The sequence below is a fragment of the uncultured Gimesia sp. genome (assembly GCF_963972345.1).
Classification (GTDB): domain Bacteria; phylum Planctomycetota; class Planctomycetia; order Planctomycetales; family Planctomycetaceae; genus Gimesia.
Genome location: NZ_CAXAVM010000020.1, coordinates 1 through 21,184, shown reverse-complemented (window position 1 = coordinate 21,184; position 21,184 = coordinate 1). Strand labels below are relative to the sequence as shown.

The window sequence follows — 21,184 nt, the reverse complement described above, 5'->3', positions numbered from 1 at the left end:
TCATAGCGTATTCATCGATCTATGGGGATAGGAATTGAAGAATCCGGCTCCAATCTGCTGAAACCGGATTGATAACCGGAAATCGCCATTAACGTAAGTCCCCTCAAAGTGCTATAATTCCTGTTGATTCCTGTTCAAATCGATCCATTATTCCATCACAGACTGCATCGAGGTTTCTCATGAGGCAGCTTTTATTTCTGACCGCGTGCGTGATCGCCGGTTCCTCATTTATTGTGACTCCTGCCACGGCTTTTTCACAAGGCAGTGCTTATTTTCGAAATCAGCGCAATGACATGGTGACCCGTTATATCGAGGGAGAAGGGATCAAGAATCCTCGCGTCCTCTCCTCGATGCGGCAGGTTCCCCGGCATGAGTTTGTCAGTCCCAACCTGAAACACCTGGCCTATCAGGATCTGGCATTACCGATTGGCTATAAGCAGACCATTTCGCCACCTTATGTCGTCGCTTATATGACGGAAACCATCGATCCGCAACCAGATGACAAAGTGCTGGAGATTGGAACCGGCAGTGGATATCAGGCAGCCGTACTTTCGGCGCTGGTGAAAGACGTTTATACCATCGAGATCGTGGAAGGACTGGGGAAGCAGGCCGCCACTCGTTTGAAAAAACTGGATTACGACAATGTGCACACTCGAATTGGTGACGGCTATCTGGGCTGGCCGGAACAAGCGCCGTTTGACAAAATCATTGTGACCTGTTCGCCGGAAAAAGTTCCTCAACCTTTAATCGATCAGTTGAAAGAAGGCGGGATGCTGTTGATTCCCCTGGGGGAACGTTATCAGCAGGTCTTCCACCTGTTCCAGAAAGAACAGGGCAAGCTCAAACACAAACGTCTGATTCCCACACTCTTTGTTCCCATGACAGGTCGCTCAGAAGAGAAACGGGAAGTCAAACCGGATCCGCTCAAGCCGGAAATCATTAATGGTGGCTTTGAAGTGGATGCCAACAACGATCAGAAAGTGGATAACTGGCATTATCAGCGCAGGGTAAGCCGGATGACCTCGCAGGCACCGGAAGGAACTTCCTATCTGAAATTCGAAAACGAGACTCCCGAACGGCTTTCACAGATCCTGCAGGGAATGGCCATTGATGGATCGCATGTGGATTCATTGGAAATCAGTCTGAAGCTGAGTTATCTGAACACGGCCCAGGGAAAACAGTCCTTTCAGAAACCGGGCTTTATCATTCATTTTTATGATGACATCCGCCGCAATATCGGTCAGGCCTATCTGGGGCCCTGGATCGGCAGTCGTGGCTGGCACCAGGAAAAGAAAACCATTACCGTGCCTCCCCAGACACGGGAAGCCGTCATTCAACTGGGGTTGAATGGCGGAACAGGTATTCTCAACGTGGATGATCTGAAGATTGAAAAGGTCAACTGATTTTAACTGGTTGAAAAAATGGTGCGGGGAGGCGGGTTATCGTGAAAGTGACTTTCCATAAGCCCGAGGATTTTCTTTAAGCCCCCGAATCTTGTTGAAAGTTCATCTTTCAGACCTTGGAAAATTACTCGCTTATTCTAAAATAGTGTTATAATTCACATCTCTCACGTGTAAGAATACAAAATGCTTTTTTTTGATTTCAATCAAGTTGTAATCACTAATGAAGTCACCTTATAAAGGGGGGAGTATTTCTTTCTCCGGGTACACTAATATCGTTCTTATTTTATTAGTGAAGATGTCTTTTATGGGAATGTGATCATCCTGCCTTTGCTGAGAAATCCAACACCCTACCTTATTTAGCGATCCATTTGGAAAACGAATGTCTTTACGTCAGTTTCAAGTTCACCAGCAATCTTCCGGTGCCGTGTTTGATCATCCGGAAGACTTATATCCACGTGCCTCTCATTTCGGTTCTCGTGAAAAAGAATATCGAGCAGCGCGGGAATCCGCGGCAGTCTTTGATTTGAGTGATCGAGAGCAGATCGAGTTAACAGGTGTTGACCGACTGAAATTTCTGCACAATTTTTGTACGAATGATATTAAAGGTCTGCAGCCAGATCAGGGATGTGAAGCCTTTGTGACAAATGTCCAGAGCCGCATCCTGGGGCAGATCAATGCGTTTCATCATGGAGATTCGATCTGGATTGATACGGCACCCGGTCAGAGTGAAGAAATTACTCAACATCTGGACCGTTATATTATCATGGAAGACGCCCATCTCTTGGTTCGGACGCAGGAGTATGGCAGCCTGTATCTGACAGGGCCGCGTGCGACAGACATTCTCAAACAGCTTGATCTCGACGTGGATTCGCTGGAAGTGTTTCAACAATTAAGAGTGCCCAACAGTGATGCCCGACTGACGGTGCGTCGCGTCGACTGGTTTGATCAACCGGGGTATCTCTGCTGTCTGCAGTATGTCAAAATCACAGATTTCTGGAACAGCCTGATTGAAGCAGGCGCTGTACCCGCTGGCCATGATGCATTCGATGCACTCCGGATCGAATCACAGTATCCCATCTATGGCGTTGATCTGTCCGATGAAAATCTGGCCCAGGAAGCCGGCCGGAATGCACAGGCGATTTCATTTAAAAAAGGCTGCTATCTCGGTCAGGAACCGATTGCGCGGATCGACTCTTTAGGACACGTCAATAAAGAAATTCGCTCGATCGGGCTGGAAGGATCCTGGGTTCCTCCTGCTGGTACAAAAGTTGTGGTCGCTGGTGAGGAAACGCCTCAGGAAGTTGGCACGATTACTTCTGCCGCCAGTTCCTTCGGTAAATATCCCGTCGTGGCGATGGCCGTTCTGCGCAAAACGGCAAATTCCCCCGGTACAGCAGTCGAGCTGGTTGCTGAAGATCAAGCGGCGCAGGGAACCGTCTTCACAGAGCTGGATTGATCTGAAGTTTCGCAATTCCGGACAGTTGATTGATCAGTACGCAGCGAAACGTCTGGACGTGCGGTATAATCTGAATCAAAAACGGTGATTCAATCCATGTTCCACGAGCCGCTGAAATTACAACTGCGAATTCTCAAGTTGACCATGGCGCTGTTCGCGCTGGTACTGTTGAGCCTGACCTGGAAACTCTGGACGCCGCAGACGCTATTCCCACAGGTTCCGCTTTTTGCCTGGGTCTGTGAGATTCCGTCGGCTGTCGACTGGTTCTCACTGGCCCTGATGTGTCTGAGCCTGGTCAGTCTCCTGGTGTTGTCGGCCGCGTCACTGCTGAAGAAGTCGGAGAGGGAATATTTCCCGCGCTATCAGATGGTATGTGGCTGTCTGTTGCTGCTGGCATTTCTGCTGGAAGTCGTCTTCGATCAACATCGTCTGCAGCCCTGGGCTTATCAGTTTGCCCTGGGCCTGCTGATCCTGACGGTGCTTAAACCGCCTCGTGCGATTCCCTTATTTCGTCTGTTTGTCCTCAGCATTTATTTTTATTCGGCACTCTCCAAATGTGATGCCAGCTTTGTTCAGACTTTAGGGCGACAGCTGGCAGAGGGGCTGTTCTCTGCGGTCGGTATCTCAACTGCCTACTGGTCGAAACAGACTTTGAGCTGGATCGCGGCTTCATTTCCCCTTGGCGAATTCCTGATTACATTCGGACTGTTCTTCCGCCGCACAAGACAAGTTGCCCTGTGGGCGGCCGTCGGCATGCATCTGACCCTGATGCTCGCCATCGGGCCCCTGGGGTTGAATCATTACCAGGGCGTCCTCATCTGGAACGTGTATTTCATCCTGCAGGATCTGATTCTGTTTCATACCTGGTTTCAGAATCCGAAGTCTGTGGCGCCTGTCGACAGACCGGTTGAAGATCGTCAGTCAACGCCGACTGATCGCGGCCTGGAACGAGCCGTGCAGACGCTGATCTGGCTGGTAATGCTGGCTCCCCTGCTGGAACCCACGGGTTATTTCGATCACTGGCCCAGTTGGGGTTTATACGCCAGCCATCATGATCGCGTAGTATTTCTAATTGACGAAGAAGCAAAATGGGATCTCCCCCCTGACCTGCAACCTTATGTGGATGCTCCGCAACCACTGAGTCGCTGGTGTCGTATGCGCGTCGAACGCTGGTCACTGGCCGACCTGGGAGCACCCCTGTATCCGCAGGCCCGGTTTCAACTGGGTGTGGCAATCGCGGTCGGCAAAGCAGTCGATCAGGGGCAACCTCAGAATGAAACAGAACCACGAGTCAGACTGCGGTATGAAAGTGCCGCAGACCGCTGGTCAGGTGAGCGTAAAATCAGAGAATATAACGGCTTATCCCAGATCGAGCATCTGTCTGAGGAGTTTCTGCTGAATGCCTCTCCCCGCCCGTTTCCGCTGCAGTAGCTGGAGAACCTTTTTAATGAAAAGGGGTCTCTCCCGTGTGCGTCGGTTGCAATTCGTGAAGATTCAAAATACAACGGCTGTCTGAAATGGAAACGAATTCCAGGCTGTCATACTCCCACTCGAGCGCAGCACATTTAACCAGAGTGTCTTACTTTCGATGATACTCGGTCCAAATGACCCTGGAGACGCTACAGTAAAACGGGACACCGTCTTAAGTTCAGCATTTATCAAGATTCGAGGCATGAAATGGCTTTTATTAACGATCACTATCTCAAGCTCAAAGCGGGTTACCTGTTTCCGGAAATCGGACGTCGCGTCAATAAATTCTGCGAAGAAAACCCGCAGGCCCCCGTCATCAAACTGGGCATCGGAGATGTGACCGAGCCACTGCCGACAGCCATTCGTGAGGCCATGCATGCCGCCGTCGATGAGATGGGTGAAGCAGGCAGCTTTCGCGGCTATGGCCCTGAGCAGGGCTATGGATTTCTGCGGGAAGCCATTGCCCGGAATGATTTCCAGTCGCGGGGAGTCGATATCTCAGCAGACGAAATCTTTGTCTCAGATGGTTCCAAGTGTGATACGGGAAACATTCTGGATATCTTCGGAGCGAATAACAAAGTCGCCGTGACCGATCCGGTTTATCCCGTCTATGTTGATACGAACGTGATGACAGGTCGCACAGGAGCAGCTGATGAAAGTGGCCGCTACGAGGGACTGACCTATCTCCCGGTGACAGCCGAAAACAATTTTGTGGCTCCCCTGCCCGAATCACCGGTCGATTTGATTTATCTGTGTTATCCCAATAATCCCACGGGAACCGTGGCGACAAAAGAAACGTTGAAGCAGTGGGTTGATTATGCCCGGGCCAATGGTTCCATCATTCTGTTTGATGCGGCTTACGAAGCATTCATTACGGATCCGGAGATTCCGCACTCCATCTATGAAATCGAAGGTGCGAAAGATGTGGCAATCGAATTTCGCAGCTTCAGCAAAAACGCCGGTTTCACCGGAACCCGTTGTGCTTTCACTGTCGTTCCAAAGCAACTGAAGGGAACCACTTCCAAGGGAGAGCCGGCTGAAATTCACCCACTCTGGAACCGCCGTCATTGCACGAAATTCAACGGCGTTTCCTATATCATCCAGAAAGGCGCAGAAGCCGTTTATTCGGAACAGGGTAAACAGCAGATCCAGGGGCTGATTTCCTTCTACCTGGAAAATGCACGCCTGTTACGTGAGGGTCTGGAATCGGTGGGAATCTCTGTCTATGGCGGCGTGAATGCTCCCTATGTCTGGTTGAAAACTCCCGGCGAATCAACCAGCTGGCAATTTTTCGACGAACTGCTGCAGAAAGCGCACCTGGTGGGGACTCCCGGCAGTGGTTTTGGTGCTTCCGGGGAAGGCTATTTCCGGTTAAGTGCTTTCAACACCAGAGATAATATCAACGAAGCGGTCACCCGTTTTCAGAAAGTGGTCGGCTGAGCCCGCTGGTGAGTTTTACCGGGAGAGCAGCAGGAGAAACCCCTGTTTTTAAGGAGAAGGGGGCTTTATTGTAGACACTTCCCTTGAGACTCTCATATAATCGAGACTTTGATATTGTCAAAGATCCTCTGCGCAAGAGGACGCCATGCAATACATCACCCGCTAATTCGGGGGCGAACTCAGCCAGCCGAATCTCGCCGACTCGTATGGTCTCTCCCGTTAAACTTGTTTTTATTGTTCACCGAAAGGTTTTTCTTATGTCTAAATGGCATCTCGCTGCCTGTTTAAGTGTCGCTTTCCTGGGTTTCTCTGCCTCCGCGAATGCACAAAACGAAAAAGCAGATTCCGGTAAATCAGCGCTCAAAGACCAGAAGCAGAAAGTCAGTTACGGAATTGGCTTTAACCTGGGACAGAACCTGATGCGTGATCAGCTGGAACTGGATCCTCAAATTCTGGCGAAGGGCATTGTGGATGCGATGACCAAGCAGAAACCCCAGATGACAGAGGAAGAAATCCGCGATACTCTGTTAGCCTTCCAGAAAGAACTGCGTGATCAGCAGGAAGCCAAGATGAAAAAGGCCCAGGCTGAAAACGTGACCAAGGGCAAAAAGTTTCTGGAAGCCAATGCCAAAAAAGAAGGTGTGAAGACCACCAAGAGCGGTCTGCAGTATAAGGTCATCAAGTCAGGTAAGGGAAAAACTCCCACCGAAAAAGACAGCGTCACCACTCATTATCGTGGTACTCTGATCGATGGCACCGAATTCGACAGCTCTTACAAACGAAATCAGCCAGCGACTTTCCCCGTCAGTGGTGTCATCAGTGGCTGGACAGAAGCCCTGCAGCTGATGAAAGAAGGGGATAAATGGCAGCTGTTTATTCCCAGCGATCTGGCCTACGGAGAGCGTGGTTCAGGACCGGACATCGGACCCAACGAAGTCCTGATCTTCGATATCGAACTGCTCAAGGTCAACTGATCTGACCCGGTCGATTGATTGATCGATCCAATGCGAATATTAAGCCGACGTACATTCAAGTGCGTCGGCTTATTTTTTTACGTTCCGTTATCAGTCTGCCTGTAGGGGTTGCAGGGATTGTCTGGAGTCGGGTGTGCAGTTTTTCATTCCTCTGCCATGTTTTATTGAATTCAAAATGTGTTGATGTGATGTTTTGTAAGCTAAGGTTCGGAGTCGCGCACAAATTGTGCTGATCTACGTACTCCATACTCCGCCTGCTTCAAAAAGTCATTGAGCCATGCCAGATACAAGACAAGATACAGACCAGCTTCTGCAACAGTTCCAGCAGTCACAGTCACAGACGCAGCCGACCTGCTCCGAATGTGGCACCTTTGAACCCTGGGGACTCTCTTCGTGGTGTCCCCAATGCGGTTACTACCCCAAGCTGGGGAAATGCGTCGGTCAATCCGATGTGCAGGGGCAGTCTTTGCAACCAGCACCACAGCCTGAGAATATCTGGGAATTGATTCCCGCCTGGGGCTGGGTGGCAGGAGCAGGGACAATCGCTGCCATCGGTTTGAGTATCGGCGGACGCTTCTACTGCGAAGATCCGGGACAGCTCTGTCTCTGGACGATCACACAGGCGACCGTCGGTCTGATGATGTTTTTAATTGGTCACTTTATCGCTTATTTAAATGCGGTTTCCCGCTCGGCGGATTTCAGCATCCTGAGTATCGTGATGACACCGTTCAAAATCTGGCGACCCGCGATACACCGTTTTCCCAAAGGGGTCTGGAAACTGGATCTGGCAGTCTGGGGGTTGACCCTGGTCGTCGGTGCATTCGCGATCGTCGGCGGATTCGAATTTAATTCCCTGTTCAAAGACTGGGGCGTCAAAAAAACAGCAAACGTGAATCTGCTGGCTTCCGTCGTTGATCAGGCCAAATCTGCAGAGGGCGAAGATGGCGCGAACAATATGGAAGACGCGTTAAATGACTTCGCCGGGGGAACGGAAGAAGAAAAGTCAGCAGCAGCAGCGAAAAAAGCAGCCGCCGCCAAAGCTGCTGCTGCGGCCGCCGTAGCGGCACCCCAGGAAGAACCTAAGCCCGAGCCTGTAGCAGAACCCGTGACCGCTCCGAGAATGGAATTTGATTGCCTGCTGGTGGGTTACTCGGCATTGCCCAATGGAACCATTGATGCCGTACTGATCGCTTCGTCTTACAATAAGCAGCTGGTGTATGCCGGTTATATCCGAGGCAGCGAGCTTCCCGAAGAGATTCGACTGGAATGGCAGAATCGTCTGCCCCAATTGAAACAGAAAAAGCCCTTTGTCAAAACAAGCCAGGTGGCGACCTGGATCAAGCCGAAGATCACGTTGAAAGTCAGTTCCGAAGGCTGGACTGATACGACGCATCGGCTGATCAAGCCACAGTTTGTCTCAGTCCTGCAGGAAATCAGCCTGGACTGAATCGGAACGGGATTCCTGAAACTGATAAAGGTCTTGCTGCGGGGAGCGGCGAGGCCTTTTTTGCTGCCTGCACGGGTTCTTGTTCGATCTGAGTCCGGATACCTGTATTCCGTCTGTCGGCCTGCTAAAATAGTGGTGAACCAGATTCACACGAACCAGATGGACAGACAGGCAATGAAACCCGAATTAGAACGTTACAGTCGACAGGTGCTTTTTTCAGAACTCGGTGAAGCAGGCCAGACACGATTAATGCAGAGCAGTGTGCTGTTATGTGGTTGTGGCGCGCTGGGGACCGTGCTGGCAGAAACGCTGGTCAGAGCGGGCGTCGGTCATCTGAAAATCGTGGACCGGGATTTCGTCGAAATCAGTAATCTGCAGCGACAGGTGCTGTTTGATGAAAGCGACGTCGCCGCAAAACTTCCCAAAGCAATCGCGGCTGTTGAAAAGCTCAAAAAAATCAACAGCGAAGTACAAATTGAAGCGGTGGTGGAGGACATCGATCATACCAACATTCTGGGATTGGCAGAAAATGTCGATCTGATGCTGGATGGAACGGATAATTTTGAAGTCCGTTACCTGATCAATGATGTCTCGCTGGAGCTGGGCATTCCCTGGATTTACTGTGGCTGCATCGGCAGTACCGGCCAGACAATGACCATCCTGCCCGGCAAGACGGCGTGTCTGCGGTGCCTGATTGATTCTGCGCCTGAACCAGGCAGTACCGAGACCTGTGATACCGCAGGAATTCTGGGTCCGACCGTCAATGTGATTGCCTCGCTGGAAGCCGTCGATGCCATCAAGCTGCTTTCCGGTCAGGTGGAGCAGATCAAACCCGTGTTGACGGTGGTGGATGTCTGGGAAGGAACGTTACGGCAGATGAGCGTCGCCGAACTGCGGGAGAAAAGTGGCTGCAAAGCCTGCCACCAGGGAGAACGGATCTGGCTGAATGGAGAACAGGGTTCCCGTACCACGCGACTTTGCGGACGCAATGCCGTCCAGGTTTCTCCTGCGGACAAAGGGAAAATTGTGTTTGAAGAGCTGGCTGTCAAACTTCAGAACTCGGGCAGCGTGGATGTGAACCCTTACCTGCTGCGGCTGAATCTGAAAAACCCCGATTACGAAATCAGCCTGTTCCGTGATGGCAGGGCCATCATCAAGGGCACCGATGATCCCTCGGTCGCCAAGACCATCTATGCCCGCTACATCGGCAGTTAAAAGGAGTTCCTTCCGCTGAAGCGATGTTATTCTGCCGGCTGGATTTCCGCCTGATACTTGAGAAAAGCCTGAACCATTTCCGCGCGGATGCGCAGCATCAGATCACGGGTTAACAGATTCGAATGGTCTCTGCCCTGGTGAATTTCCACGACAGCGTCCGCATCGAGTTGTTCCAGAGCCTGTTTGAGCAACCGGGTAGCGCCATTCAGGTAGAAGGTATCCTGCTCTCCCATAAAGACATGAATTTTTCCCGCGAGTTCCGGCGCCAGCTGTTTCCAGTTTGATTCCAGAATCAGACGAATATCATAGGCTTGCCAGGCTTCTGCCACTTGCGCGTTGATCGCTCCGGTTTCCCGATCATAGAGTTTGAGTGGTTCACCATCTGCTCCGCGAGGACTGAAAACTGCTTCAAAACTACGAAGTTGTCCGCCCGGCCCCAGCACCTGTTCCATTTTTGCGAAGGGTTCAAACCAGAGAATGGGCTGGCCTCCTCTGCGGGCAATCGGGCGGGGCTGGTTGTTTTTATCACGATAGACATTGTTCCCCGGTTCGTAGATGTTGATCTGCTGGAAGTCGCGAAAGTCAACCGGATCAGGGGCAGTACTCCAGGTGCCGCCAAAGAGGGTGGGGTACGTGACCTGCAGCCAGAGAGAGGACCAGCCCCCGGAAGAGTGTCCCGTTAAAAAGCGGGCCCGCGAATGGGGAATGGCACGAAATGCTTTTTCCAGTTCGGGTAAGAATTCCGTGGTGAAGGCTTTTCCTACAGGTCCATTGTTGGCCGAATCGGCAAAGACATGATGTCCCCAGCGACATTGCGGGTTGAGATGCACACGGATAAATTCGACGCCCCCTGCATTCTGTTCGGCAATCGGTGCCTGTGGCAGGCTGCGCTGATGATCGCCGCCAAAGCCGGGAATGGAATAGATGACCGGATAGGTGCGCCTGGGTTGCTGATAATAACTTTGTGGCAGAATCACACTGGCTTCGAAACCTGTATCCTGACCATGAAACTTGGAGAGTAATGGTGAGCGCATCCGGAAGTACTTGATCCACGCTGTTTCCGTAAACGGTTTTTCCGGTACCAGTTGATCAATGATGAGTGGGGGATTGAGTGCAGGGGAAGCGCCGGTCAGCTGAATGACCTGGCTGAAACCATTGCCCGGTGCCGTACCGATTTTGGGATCCGTCGGGTTAAACCGTGCGACTGCCTGTACGCGATACCCGGCCAGGTTCATTTCCGCGAGTGGATCCGGATAGGAGAGCAAATCCGCGGTTTCGGGATGGAAGTCGAGAACTTCGCCTGGCTGCCAGTTGGTCACATCACGGGCAATGAAGGATTCCGGCTGAAACCACGAAGGGCCCAGCCGCGGCTCACGACCGGATCGGGTGAAAATCAGATAAACACGGCCCGTGAAAGGCTGCGGATGAATTGATTTCAGGAAACGCACCTGGAAGCGATTTTCCGCAGCCTCCGATGGGAGAGTTTGCCCGCAGAAAATGACGGAAGTACATGCGAGTAACAGCAGGGAAGACCGAAATCGTGGATTCATGGGGAATCGGACCTGTCAGGTTGTTTCAAAGTCGAACGCGAGGCAATAAAATCCAGGTGGTATTTTAACTCTCAAACTGTATAGGAAAAGCAGCTTCCCTGAAAGGCGATTTTCACCATGACTGAGAAGGCTTCCTGTCTGGAAGAACTGGTCGCACGTTTGACTCAGGTGGAATCAATATTGATGCACCTCCAGCACGATGTTGAACAGTTGAACGAAGCGGTGCTGCAGCAGAATACCAGCGTGGATTCATTGAGCAAGACTCTGAAACGTCTGGACTCGCGTCTGGGAGCTCTGGAAGCAGAAGACGAGGGACCGGATCCGGTGCAGGACAAACCCCCGCATTATTAGACTGTGTTCCGTTTTTCACTAAAAACGCAGCTGTGAGAAGAGTACCGCTTGAAAAGCGGATGGCGATGATTCATGCTTGATATCAACCTTGTTCTATTTGATTGATATCCTGGAGGATTGCCATCATGTGCCGGTTATATTCTGTTGCCTGCTGTTTTAGTCTGATGCTGTTACTGAATTTCAGTTTCACAGATCTACTAGTGGCGGCAGAACAGGCGCGTCCCAACGTTGTGATCATCATGACAGACAACCACGGCGAGTGGACTCTGGGCTGTTACGGTAACAAGGACATCAAAACGCCACACATCGATCAGCTGGCGAAAGAGGGAACACTGTTTACCAACGCGTTTGCGAATAACGCCGTCTGTTCGCCCACCAGGGCCACATTTCTGACTGGTCTGATGCCCTGCCAGCACGGGGTGCACTGTTATCTCAGGCCCCGGATTCAGACCGGTCCCGATTCCTTTAACACCCTCGAAGAATTCCAGTCCCTTCCCCAGGTGTTGCACGACGCTGGTTACGTCTGTGGATTGTCGGGAAAATGGCATCTGGGAGATAACCTGCATCCGCAGGAAGGCTTTTCCTACTGGATTACCAAGCCACATGGAAGCAGCTCCGGTTTTTATGATCAGGAAGTGATTGAAGACGAAAAAATTCGTAAGGAACCGACGTACCTGACCGATCTCTGGACTCAACATGGAATCAGGTTTATTAAGCAGAATCAGGAGAAGCCGTTCTTTCTGTTCTTGGCTTATAACGGCCCTTACGGATTAGGTTCGGCGATGAAAGAACCGATCCGCAACCGGTTCAAAGCGGAATACGAAACAATGACCTTTCCTTCGTTCCCCCGGGAAAAGGCTCAGCCCTGGAATTTCAATTACGGCGACTGGATTGGCGACCTTGGTATTATTCGCAAGTACGCCGCCGAAGTATCTGCAGTGGATGACGGCGTGGGCCAGATTATGCAGACGCTCAAAGACCTGGGCCTGCGTGAGAATACGCTGGTGATTTTCACGGCAGACCAGGGATTGTCAGGTGGCCACAGTGGCTACTGGGGCATGGGCGATCACACACGTCCGCTGACGGCCTTTGACTGGACGATGACGATTCCCCTCATCTTTTCTCAGCCGGGAAAAATCGTTTCCGGAGCACGGCAGGAAATGATGGTAGCCAATTATGATGTGTATCCCACGTTGCTGAACTATCTGGGGCTCCAGGATCAAATTCCCGCCAGGCCCGCGACGCCGGGTCGTAATTTTGCACCGGTTCTCAAAGGAGAACAAATTCCCTGGACGGAAGTCGTCTTTTATGAATTCGAAAATGTACGTGCCATACGTACAAAGGACTGGAAGTACATCGAACGCTACCACGAATCGCCGAATGAGCTCTATCATCTGGTCGCTGATCCACGGGAGCACAGTAACCTGATCGACCAGCCTGGTTCCCAACAGACCAGAGAGAAACTCAAACAGCGCATGGACCAGTTTTTTTCCCGGTATGCTGATCCTCAATGGGATATCTGGAATGGCGGCAAATCCAAGACGATTTTGATGACGAAAAAGCGCTTTCCCGAGTCTTACCTCTATCTCCCTTCTCAAAAGCAGTAATTTTTCGGTTCATTTTGTCCACAGGAACAAAAAATGCTCGCGATTAGTCTGTGTAACTGCTATAATCGATATATTCTGTAGAAGATGCCCTCTTTGTGCAAATTGCCTCTGTTGTTGCATGTTTCAATTATGCATCACCTCCATTTCCGACTTATGGTTAAAGAGTCGGGAAGAATGGGTAGCTTAGACAGATGCTACCGAGTCTCAATGTGATCTGGGCCAAATGTTGCATTTCACTTGATGGTGTATGGACTCAACTTTCCGATACGTATTTTAACGATCCGTTTTGAAAGTTTGAGCACAACCAGGAGGTACGTGCCATGTCGGTGACACTTTTTACCGCAAAAGAGATTTCTGATCTCGAAACAAAGTCGACAACTCCCCGTTTTTTACATTCCCTGTTTGGTTCCGCAGCCATCATGGCTCTGGCTCTGCAGTGGCCTACGACAGCCTGGCCGTTTGTGGTGGGCTGCACGCTGGTGGCCGCGTACAGCATGTTCTGCTGGTCGAGTTGTTTCCATGAAACATCACATCAGGGTATTTGTGGTAAGCCCTGGGTAAGTATCTGGCTGGGTCGTGCGATCGGTACGATGCTGTTCGTGTCTTACACTGCCTACCGCGAAGCCCATATCCGACATCACGCTTATCTGAATAAACCGGGTGACTGGGAATTATGGCCTTACTCTGACCCTACAACGTCCCTGACGTTTCGTCGCATTTTCTGCTGGCTGGAACTTCCCCTTGGATTCGTGACTTCCCCCTTCGTTTACAGCCGCCTCTGCTTCAGCAGAAAGACTCCGGTCAAAAACCCGAAAGTGATGAAGACGATGCGGATCGAATACGCGGTGATGGCGGTCGTCTGGGCAGGTATTCTGGGTGCCGTTGCCTGGTATTCCGTCTGGGTTCCATTCCTGATGGCCTGGGTGATTCCTCACTGGATCGCCAGTGTGATTCAGACCTTCCGTAAATATACCGAACACCTGGGGATGCAGAGTTATGATCCCCTGCTGGGTACCCGAACCGTGATCGGATCGAATCTGATTACCCGCATCTGTACCTACATTAACTTTGATATTTTCGTGCATGGTCCTCACCATCGTCATCCCAAAATTGCACATAATAAGCTTGTGGAAAAGATGGATAATTACCAGGCGGACAATCCCGATACGAAATATCCTGTTTTCACGACCTATATGTCAGCCATCAAACACACCCTGCCCGCCTTATGGAATCCGGGTGTGGGAATGAATGTCGGGGCCCCTGCTCCGAAAAAAGAAAAGTGGCTGGGAGCAGATAACTTTGTAACGGACGTCGCGCGAGAAATTCTTTCAGATCGCGATGTCTCCAAGGTCCATCGGGCTTCGTAACGTAAGCGAGATACACAAAACGCCCCAGTTGTCACTCCGACACTGGGGCGTTTTTTTTGGATCAGGTAGTATGCCGTCCGCGACTTATCTGCGAAACAGACGACGACGGAACAGACCACGTCGGGGAGCATAGTAACCTTCCTGAGGGCAGCAGGGATCGGCAGTCTCTTCCGGAGTCAGTTCTTCACGGACTTTGAGCAAGAGCTTTTTGCTGGCTTTGATGCCCGCGTATTCATCGAGTTCCTTGCCCTCGTATTCAATTCCCACATATCCGTGGTAGCCGGCGTCGAGGACGATCTGCATCATCTTCCGGTAGTCGGTATGGATTTCCTCTCCCTCTTTGTTGAAATCATGAGTTTTGGCACTGACGGCTTTGGCGTAGGGCATCAGCTCCTTCACGCCCTGGTAACGATCATATTCTTCGCCGGTTTTGCGATCGAGTACGAAATTTCCGAAGTCGGCAGCGTTCCACATTCGGGCAGGTTGACCATTTTCATCACGCCCGCCAGCCAGGCACCATTGGACGAGAGGCCGCCATGATTCTCCACCAGTACGTTGATGCCGTACGGCGTGGCATATTCGGTGAGTCGACGCAGGCCATCGGCGGCCAGTTTCTGCTGCTCTTCATAACTCCCGTTGCTGCGGGCATTCACACGAATTGAATGACAGCCGAGTGTTTTGGCAGCGGTCACCCACTTGTGATGATTTTCAATCGCCTGGGTCCGCTTCTTTGCATCAGGATCGCCGAGCGCCCCTTCTCCGTCGATCATGATCAAGACGTTTTTCACGCCGACATCTGCAGCCCGCTTGTTCATTTCCGCCAGGTATTTTTCATCTTCGGCTTTATCTTTGAAGAACTGGTTCACATATTCCACCGCATCGATGCCAAACTCTTCTTTGGTGACTTTCGCAAAGTCGAGGTTATCCAGCTTTCCGCCACGCAGTGCGCGATGCAGAGACCATTGAGCCAGCGAGATTTTAAACAGACTCTGATTCAGCGAAGACATCGCCAGCGCGGATCCGGTCCAGCTGGAAAAGGCGAGCCCGGCGGTCAAAGCAGATGTCTGTTTCAGAAAGTCGCGGCGTGAAGTGGTGTGAGTCATGAAGCAGTCTTTCTCTGTTCAAAGAAATGTTTTTGCAGGAGCTGGTATAACGCCAGTCAGGTTCCGCGATTATAAAAACTCCGCCGCGATGAAACAATCAAAGTTTCCCCGGCGCAAAAAACAAACCCTCCGGACCACGAAGAATCGTGATCGGGAGGGTTTTGCAAAATACGGTTTTCAGAGTACGTTCGCTCTTAGTAGCGATAGTATTCTGGTTTGTAAGGACCTTCGACGGGAATCCCGAGGTATTCCGCCTGCTTGTCAGACAGTTTTGACAGTTTCACACCCAGTTTGTCGAGGTGCAGACGGGCGACTTCTTCATCCAGATGCTTGGGCAGCATGTAGACGCCGATTTCGTATTTGTCCGATTCGTTCCAGAGTTCAATCTGGCCGATGACCTGGTTACTGAAGCTGTTGGACATCACGAAGGAAGGATGGCCGGTTGCACAACCGAGGTTGACCAGTCGGCCTTCGGCCAGCACGATCAGCGCTTTGCCATCGGGATAGACGAATTTGTCGACCTGTGGTTTGATTTCGATCTTTTCGATATCTTTACGGTTTTTCAGGTAGGCAACCTGAATTTCGGAATCGAAGTGGCCGATGTTGCAGATGATGGCTTCATTCTTCATCTTGTCGAGGTGTTCGCCGCAGATGACATCGCAGCAACCGGTGGCTGTCACGAAGATATCGCCGCGGCTGGCAGCGTCTTCCATCGTAGTGACTTCAAAACCTTCCATCGCAGCCTGCAGTGCACAGATCGGGTCGATTTCGGTGACCAGCACACGGGCTCCCAGGCCTTTCATGGCGTCGGCACAACCTTTACCCACATCACCATAACCACAGACAACAACGATTTTACCGGCGATCATGATGTCGGTAGCACGCTTGATGCCATCAGCCAGTGATTCGCGACAGCCATACAGGTTGTCGAATTTGCTCTTGGTGACAGAGTCATTGACGTTAATCGCAGGTACGCCCAGTTTTCCCTGTTCGTGCATCTGATGCAGGCGATGCACGCCGGTGGTGGTTTCTTCGGTCAGACCTTTGATTTCTTTCAGTAGTTCGGGATACTTCTCGTGAACCATGACGGTCAGGTCGCCACCGTCGTCGAGAATCATATTCAGACCCTGACCATCGGGCCAGAACAGTGTCTGCTCGATACACCAGTCAAACTCTTCGTCATTCATGCCTTTCCAGGCGAAGACGGGTACGCCGGTCGCGGCGATTGCAGCAGCGGCGTGATCCTGGGTGGAGAAAATATTACAGCTGGACCAGCGAACTTCTGCGCCCAGGGCGGTCAATGTTTCGATGAGGACCGCCGTCTGGATCGTCATGTGCAGACAACCGGCGATACGAGCCCCTTTCAGAGGCTGATCTTTGCCATATTTTTTCCGGAACGACATCAGGCCGGGCATCTCTGTTTCGGCCAGTTCAATTTCCTTACGACCCCAGGCAGCGAGCTTCTGGAATTCTTCTGCGCTGTAGTCCTTTACTTTGTACGGCAGTGAGTTGGTTTCGGTCGACATTCGCAATCCTTGTTGATTCAATAGAAAAGGGGAGTATCTGTATTCAAATAGCTAGTGGAGTGTCATTTTTAAATTTTGGGTCGATAAATATCACGAGAGTGCAACAACGGAGCACGTAAACGACACTCCCGAACCTCAATTTGCAGCTTGGCAAAGCACTGGCAACTTGAATCATTTTTTATAGCTGTTTTACTTGAGAGGAGAAAAATCACACTGACCAGAAACAGCATAATCGACTATTATGTAATGAAATAGAGTTACTTCTCTGTCTCAACGGTGTCTTCCATTTGAAGACATTCAACTCTGAGTCAGGGAAAGCCGGAGATCGCTGTTGCCTCCTGTAATTCAGGAAGCATAAACTGCCCTCGTCGGAGTCTGAAATCAAAGGTGATTACCCTGACTGCAAGATAGGCAATACGAACCGGGCTGGCAATAGAAAATACAGGTTTGTTGACCTGCAAAACACATAATTTATACACTATGCTTGCCCGGGTCTCAGTTATTCTAGAACCCGGCGTGCGAATTTAAACCCTCTGAAGACAAGAAAACAAAATGCGAATCAGTGAATTATACCAGGATGGAACTTTTGGCCTCTCTGTGGAAATCTTTCCTCCCCGTAATGAAAGCGGAGATGCAGAGCTGTTTAAAACGCTGGAAGAGCTGGTTCGCTATCAACCCGCTTTTGTATCCTGCACTTACGGCGCGGGAGGGTCCACCAGTAAACGGACTATCGAACTCTGTGCGCTGATTCAGGACCAGCTGCATAATACGGCGACCGCTCACTTCACCTGTGTGAATTCGACCCGGGAGGAACTGGTAGAATGGCTGCACAACGCCGTCGATGCAGGCATCACCAACATCATGGCTTTGCGGGGAGACCCACCGGCCGGCCAGGAAACATTTGTTCCCGCTGATGGGGGGCTGAAATATGCCAATGAGCTGGTGAGTCTGATTCGCCAGCACTTTCCCGACATGGGGATCGGCGTTGCCGGCTATCCGGAATGTCACCCCGAGGCATCGGACTCCGCCTTCGATCTGACAAACCTCAAACGGAAAGTCGACGCCGGAGCAGATGCGATTTATACGCAGCTGTTTTTCAACAATGAACATTTTTATCAATTTCGCGAACGCTGTCAGCAGGCAGGCATCAATCGGCCGATCATCCCCGGAATTATGCCGATTACCGAGTACCGCCGTATTCAGCGGATCATGTCGATGTGCAGCTCCGAATTCCCCGCCGACCTGGTGGGTCAACTGGAAGCAGTGCAGGATGATCTGGATGCCCAGTTTGAGATTGGCGTGAACTATGCGATCCGCCAGTGCGAACAGTTGATGGAAGTGGGCGTACCCGGGATTCACTTTTATGTCCTGAATCGTTCACAGGCCTGCAAACGGATTTTCGATGCACTCGGTTTTCCGGAAACACAGGACAAAATTGCGACGTAGGCAGAAGCGGAACGGCAGGCGTCAACGCCGGGGCACTGGTGATCGGCTCTGAAACTGAAACACCAGCTTTCGCCAGGCAGCCGCCTGTTTCTGCTGGCCCAGCATTTCCAGGTGACCGGCGATTTCCTCTGCCAGTTGTACGTCCGGCGATTCCAGTGCACCGCTGGAGACAATTTTATACAGCTCCCGATGACTGGCAGCCAGCTGTTTGGCGCGCTGAAACTTCTCCGCCGCCTCCGCTTTTTTGCCCAGCGCCTGCAGGAGCATGGCTTCCTGCTGCAGATACCGGATCTCTCCCGGCTGCAGACGCGAAGCTTCCCGGATGAATTCCAGGGCGGCAGATGTGTTCCCCTGCTGTTGCTCCTGCTGACTGAGCAGCCACAGCCAGCGATCATCGTGCCGCAACTGTTCCTGGAAATCCTCTGGCTGGTTCTTCAGATCGGTCAGCAGCTGCTGGACCGCTGCCTGTTCTCCCAGCTCGAGATAAAATTCCAATAGGACCAGCAGCGTTTCCCGGTTTTGAGGCTCCGTCTGTCGGGCCGCTACGAGATAGGCTTTTGCCTGGTCGATCTCTCCCAGTTTCCAGTGACAGTAACCGAGGGCCCGCATGATCGAAGGTTGCCCCGGTACTTTCTCGTTGATGCGGTTCAGCAGTTTGATTGATTCCTGCGCGATCGGGTTTTTATGTTCGGTATTCAGCAGATGATACAGCAGCAGGAACTGGTTCGGACAGGTATCCAGGCTGCGCTCCAGCAGTGCTTCCAGCTCCCGCAGACGAAACTGATTGAAGTAAATCCACTGCAGCTGTGTGACCGCTTCCTGCGAGTCGGGAAAGGCAGCCAGGTGCGCTTTCAAAACCCGTTCGGCTTCAGTCAGCCTGGCAATATTCTCATAGCTGCGCGCCAGCGCAAACGAGGCCCTGCGGTAATCGGGAGACGTTTCCTGTATCTGAGAAAGCAAATTGATGGCCGCCGGATAATCCCGCTTCACGAAATAGCATTCCCCGGCCAGAAGTTGTGCGCGGCGCTGTTCGGGTTCGAACCAGCGCAGCCAGCTGATTTCTTCAAGGGCAGCATCCGGCTTTCCTTCTGCCAGAAACCGCTGCGCACGACTGAGGGCGACCTGCGCATTCGATCGCACATTCCAGCCCACGAAAAAATAGAGGCAGGCAGGCAACAGAATCAGAAGCACTGCCAGCGTTATGAACAATCGCTTTTTCAAACGTCGAAATCTTTCAGACAGGTTTCAGGGGGTCATTCAGAGAGTCGCTACTCAAGTTTTCAGTTTACGCCGGATGCGGACCCGCTGCAATCAGGGAATCCGGGGATTGGGTAAAGTTGTGACTTGAAACGAGCCCGCGTATGATGGATTCTCTGAGTCGCGCCTTTTCTGATCAGCCCACCGTGGTTCAACGCCAGCGATTTCATACTCAACAAAACAGGGGAACTTGTAACATCATGACGAAGCCGTTCAATTTCAAACAGGAACTGACGTGCGTTTTCGGGCAGCCGGTGGCAGAGAACCCGACCCAGTGCATGATCGAGGCCGCTTTTAAAGATTGTGGCCTGGAGTGGCGGTATCTGACGATTGAGGTTGCTCCTGAAAATCTGGAACAGGCGGTCGAAGGGTTATGGGCGATGGGCTTCCGCGGCGCGAATCTGACGATTCCCCATAAAGTGGAGGTCATCCAATACCTGGATGGCATAAGTGATGCCGCGGCGATGATGGGGGCCGTCAACTGTATTGTCCGCCAGGACGATCATCTGCTGGGAGAGAATACGGATGGCAAAGGCTTCGTGCAGTCATTAAAAGAAGTGACCGATCCGCAGGGCAAGAACATCGTCATGTTCGGAGCCGGCGGCGCGGCCCGGGCGATTGGCGTGGAGACGGCGCTCGCGGGAGCAGCCGAAATCACCATCGTGAATCGCAGTGCCGAGCGCGGCGCAGCGCTGGTGAAGCTGCTCGATGAAAAAACCGAAGTGCGCACCCGCTTCGAATTATGGGACGGCGATTATACACTGGCTGATGACGTGGATGTCGTAATCAACGCCACCTCAATCGGCCTGTATCCCGATGTAGACGCAGTCTTCCCACTCGATTTCAGTTCACTCAAACCGACCATGATCGTCTCGGACGTGATCCCCAATCCCCCGGAGACCCATCTGCTCCGCGAAGCGGCGAAAATCGGCTGCCCCACACTCGACGGCCTGGGCATGCTGGTCAACCAGGGCGTGATCGGCTTTCAACTCTGGACCGGCGTGGACCCCGATCCCAAAGTGATGCGAGCTGCGCTGGAAGAAGTGTTCGGTGTGTGAATCAAACTCACAAGAGTTTTAACCGGAACGAATCTCCTGAAACCTCGGGTGAGCCCGAATAAAATTCGGGCCGAGCGCAGCGAGCAGGATGTCACAGCTCACGCGCTCAAAACAGAGCCGTGTTTCCTACCTGCTCCAGGCAGAGTAAGGCAAAACCGATCAACGGGCAACGTTTACACTGCAACCTCTTGTTGTCTCTGACAACACCGAATTTCATTCGGTGTCACCCACTAAATTAATTGAGTTGAAATATTTCTTGATTAAAATAAAGGTTCCAGGAACCAAAAACAGGTTCGGGGCAACCCGCTTCGGGAGGTTTCTCGGGGTTTGTAGCAGCACCGTCGGGCAAGCCGACGGTGGCACCCGCACGTCTGATCCGATAGGGGATATTGCAACTAATAGAGAGGTTTTCGTGTGCCACGGACCGGCTTGTCCGGCCGTGCCGAATGGGTATAGGAATCCCTATTCTGGATGGTATGTGGCAGCTGCGACCTCCTGCTCGCTCCGCTTTGCC

The 21,184-nt window shown here is 51.8% G+C and carries 17 protein-coding genes; 12 read left to right on the top strand and 5 right to left on the bottom strand.

Going from position 1 to position 21,184, the window contains the following annotated elements; all coding sequences use genetic code 11:
• Positions 1-179 precede the first annotated feature (179 nt).
• The 7 genes from AACZ40_RS05385 to AACZ40_RS05355 all read left to right on the top strand — a co-directional run bounded on the left by AACZ40_RS05385 (position 180) and on the right by AACZ40_RS05355 (position 9,405).
• On the top strand, positions 180-1,403 hold the full coding sequence (locus tag AACZ40_RS05385; protein ID WP_291173756.1) for a protein-L-isoaspartate(D-aspartate) O-methyltransferase: 1,224 nt from the start codon (positions 180-182) through the stop codon (positions 1,401-1,403).
• Positions 1,404-1,782: 379 nt separating this feature from the next.
• The gene (locus AACZ40_RS05380; protein ID WP_291173753.1) at positions 1,783-2,859 is read left to right on the top strand and encodes a hypothetical protein; all 1,077 of its coding nucleotides are present in this window, start codon (positions 1,783-1,785) and stop codon (positions 2,857-2,859) included.
• A 96-nt stretch (positions 2,860-2,955) separates the two neighbouring features.
• A complete protein-coding gene (locus AACZ40_RS05375; protein WP_291173751.1) occupies positions 2,956-4,290 on the top strand; it encodes a hypothetical protein in 1,335 nt (444 codons plus the stop codon).
• Positions 4,291-4,536: 246 nt separating this feature from the next.
• A complete protein-coding gene (locus AACZ40_RS05370; RefSeq protein WP_291173747.1) occupies positions 4,537-5,769 on the top strand; it encodes an LL-diaminopimelate aminotransferase in 1,233 nt (410 codons plus the stop codon).
• A 257-nt stretch (positions 5,770-6,026) separates the two neighbouring features.
• Positions 6,027-6,743 carry an FKBP-type peptidyl-prolyl cis-trans isomerase gene (locus tag AACZ40_RS05365; protein WP_291173744.1) on the top strand — a complete coding sequence of 239 codons (717 nt, stop codon included), beginning with the start codon at positions 6,027-6,029 and terminating at the stop codon, positions 6,741-6,743.
• 277 nt (positions 6,744-7,020) lie between these two features.
• Positions 7,021-8,190 (top strand): hypothetical protein, encoded by a 1,170-nt coding sequence (locus AACZ40_RS05360; protein ID WP_291173741.1) that lies wholly within the window; start codon positions 7,021-7,023, stop codon positions 8,188-8,190.
• Between the two features lie 174 nt (positions 8,191-8,364).
• Positions 8,365-9,405, top strand: coding sequence for a ThiF family adenylyltransferase (locus AACZ40_RS05355; RefSeq protein WP_291173739.1), 1,041 nt, complete (start codon positions 8,365-8,367; stop codon positions 9,403-9,405).
• A 26-nt stretch (positions 9,406-9,431) separates the two neighbouring features.
• Here the strand turns inward: AACZ40_RS05355 and AACZ40_RS05350 are convergent, their stop codons facing one another.
• Positions 9,432-10,955 carry an alpha/beta hydrolase-fold protein gene (locus AACZ40_RS05350; RefSeq protein WP_291173735.1) on the bottom strand — a complete coding sequence of 508 codons (1,524 nt, stop codon included), beginning with the start codon at positions 10,953-10,955 and terminating at the stop codon, positions 9,432-9,434.
• A 117-nt stretch (positions 10,956-11,072) separates the two neighbouring features.
• On the opposite strand from AACZ40_RS05350, the gene AACZ40_RS05345 reads away from it, so the two are divergent.
• The 3 genes from AACZ40_RS05345 to AACZ40_RS05335 all read left to right on the top strand — a co-directional run bounded on the left by AACZ40_RS05345 (position 11,073) and on the right by AACZ40_RS05335 (position 14,280).
• Entirely contained in the window at positions 11,073-11,306 is a 234-nt protein-coding gene (locus AACZ40_RS05345) for a SlyX family protein (protein ID WP_291173731.1), read from the top strand.
• A 125-nt stretch (positions 11,307-11,431) separates the two neighbouring features.
• Positions 11,432-12,913 (top strand): sulfatase-like hydrolase/transferase, encoded by a 1,482-nt coding sequence (locus AACZ40_RS05340; RefSeq protein WP_291173728.1) that lies wholly within the window; start codon positions 11,432-11,434, stop codon positions 12,911-12,913.
• Positions 12,914-13,233: 320 nt separating this feature from the next.
• Complete coding sequence (locus AACZ40_RS05335) at positions 13,234-14,280, top strand: fatty acid desaturase (protein ID WP_291173725.1); 1,047 nt, start codon at positions 13,234-13,236, stop codon at positions 14,278-14,280.
• An 84-nt stretch (positions 14,281-14,364) separates the two neighbouring features.
• On the opposite strand, the gene AACZ40_RS05330 is transcribed toward AACZ40_RS05335, so the two are convergent.
• From AACZ40_RS05330 to ahcY, 3 genes are all read right to left on the bottom strand, one after another.
• Entirely contained in the window at positions 14,365-14,667 is a 303-nt protein-coding gene (locus AACZ40_RS05330; protein WP_339673535.1) for a hypothetical protein, read from the bottom strand.
• Between the two features lie 8 nt (positions 14,668-14,675).
• On the bottom strand, positions 14,676-15,383 hold the full coding sequence (locus AACZ40_RS05325; protein ID WP_339673533.1) for a TIM barrel protein: 708 nt from the start codon (positions 15,381-15,383) through the stop codon (positions 14,676-14,678).
• Positions 15,384-15,577: 194 nt separating this feature from the next.
• Entirely contained in the window at positions 15,578-16,909 is a 1,332-nt protein-coding gene (ahcY, locus tag AACZ40_RS05320) for an adenosylhomocysteinase (protein ID WP_291173718.1), read from the bottom strand.
• Positions 16,910-17,461: 552 nt separating this feature from the next.
• On the opposite strand from ahcY, the gene metF reads away from it, so the two are divergent.
• Positions 17,462-18,355 carry a methylenetetrahydrofolate reductase [NAD(P)H] gene (gene metF / locus AACZ40_RS05315; RefSeq protein ID WP_291173715.1) on the top strand — a complete coding sequence of 298 codons (894 nt, stop codon included), beginning with the start codon at positions 17,462-17,464 and terminating at the stop codon, positions 18,353-18,355.
• Between the two features lie 21 nt (positions 18,356-18,376).
• Here the strand turns inward: metF and AACZ40_RS05310 are convergent, their stop codons facing one another.
• Complete coding sequence (locus AACZ40_RS05310) at positions 18,377-19,576, bottom strand: tetratricopeptide repeat protein (protein WP_291173712.1); 1,200 nt, start codon at positions 19,574-19,576, stop codon at positions 18,377-18,379.
• Between the two features lie 236 nt (positions 19,577-19,812).
• Here AACZ40_RS05310 and aroE point away from each other — a divergent pair, with 236 nt between their 5' ends.
• Positions 19,813-20,670 (top strand): shikimate dehydrogenase, encoded by an 858-nt coding sequence (gene aroE, locus AACZ40_RS05305; protein WP_291173709.1) that lies wholly within the window; start codon positions 19,813-19,815, stop codon positions 20,668-20,670.
• Positions 20,671-21,184: the final 514 nt, after the last annotated feature.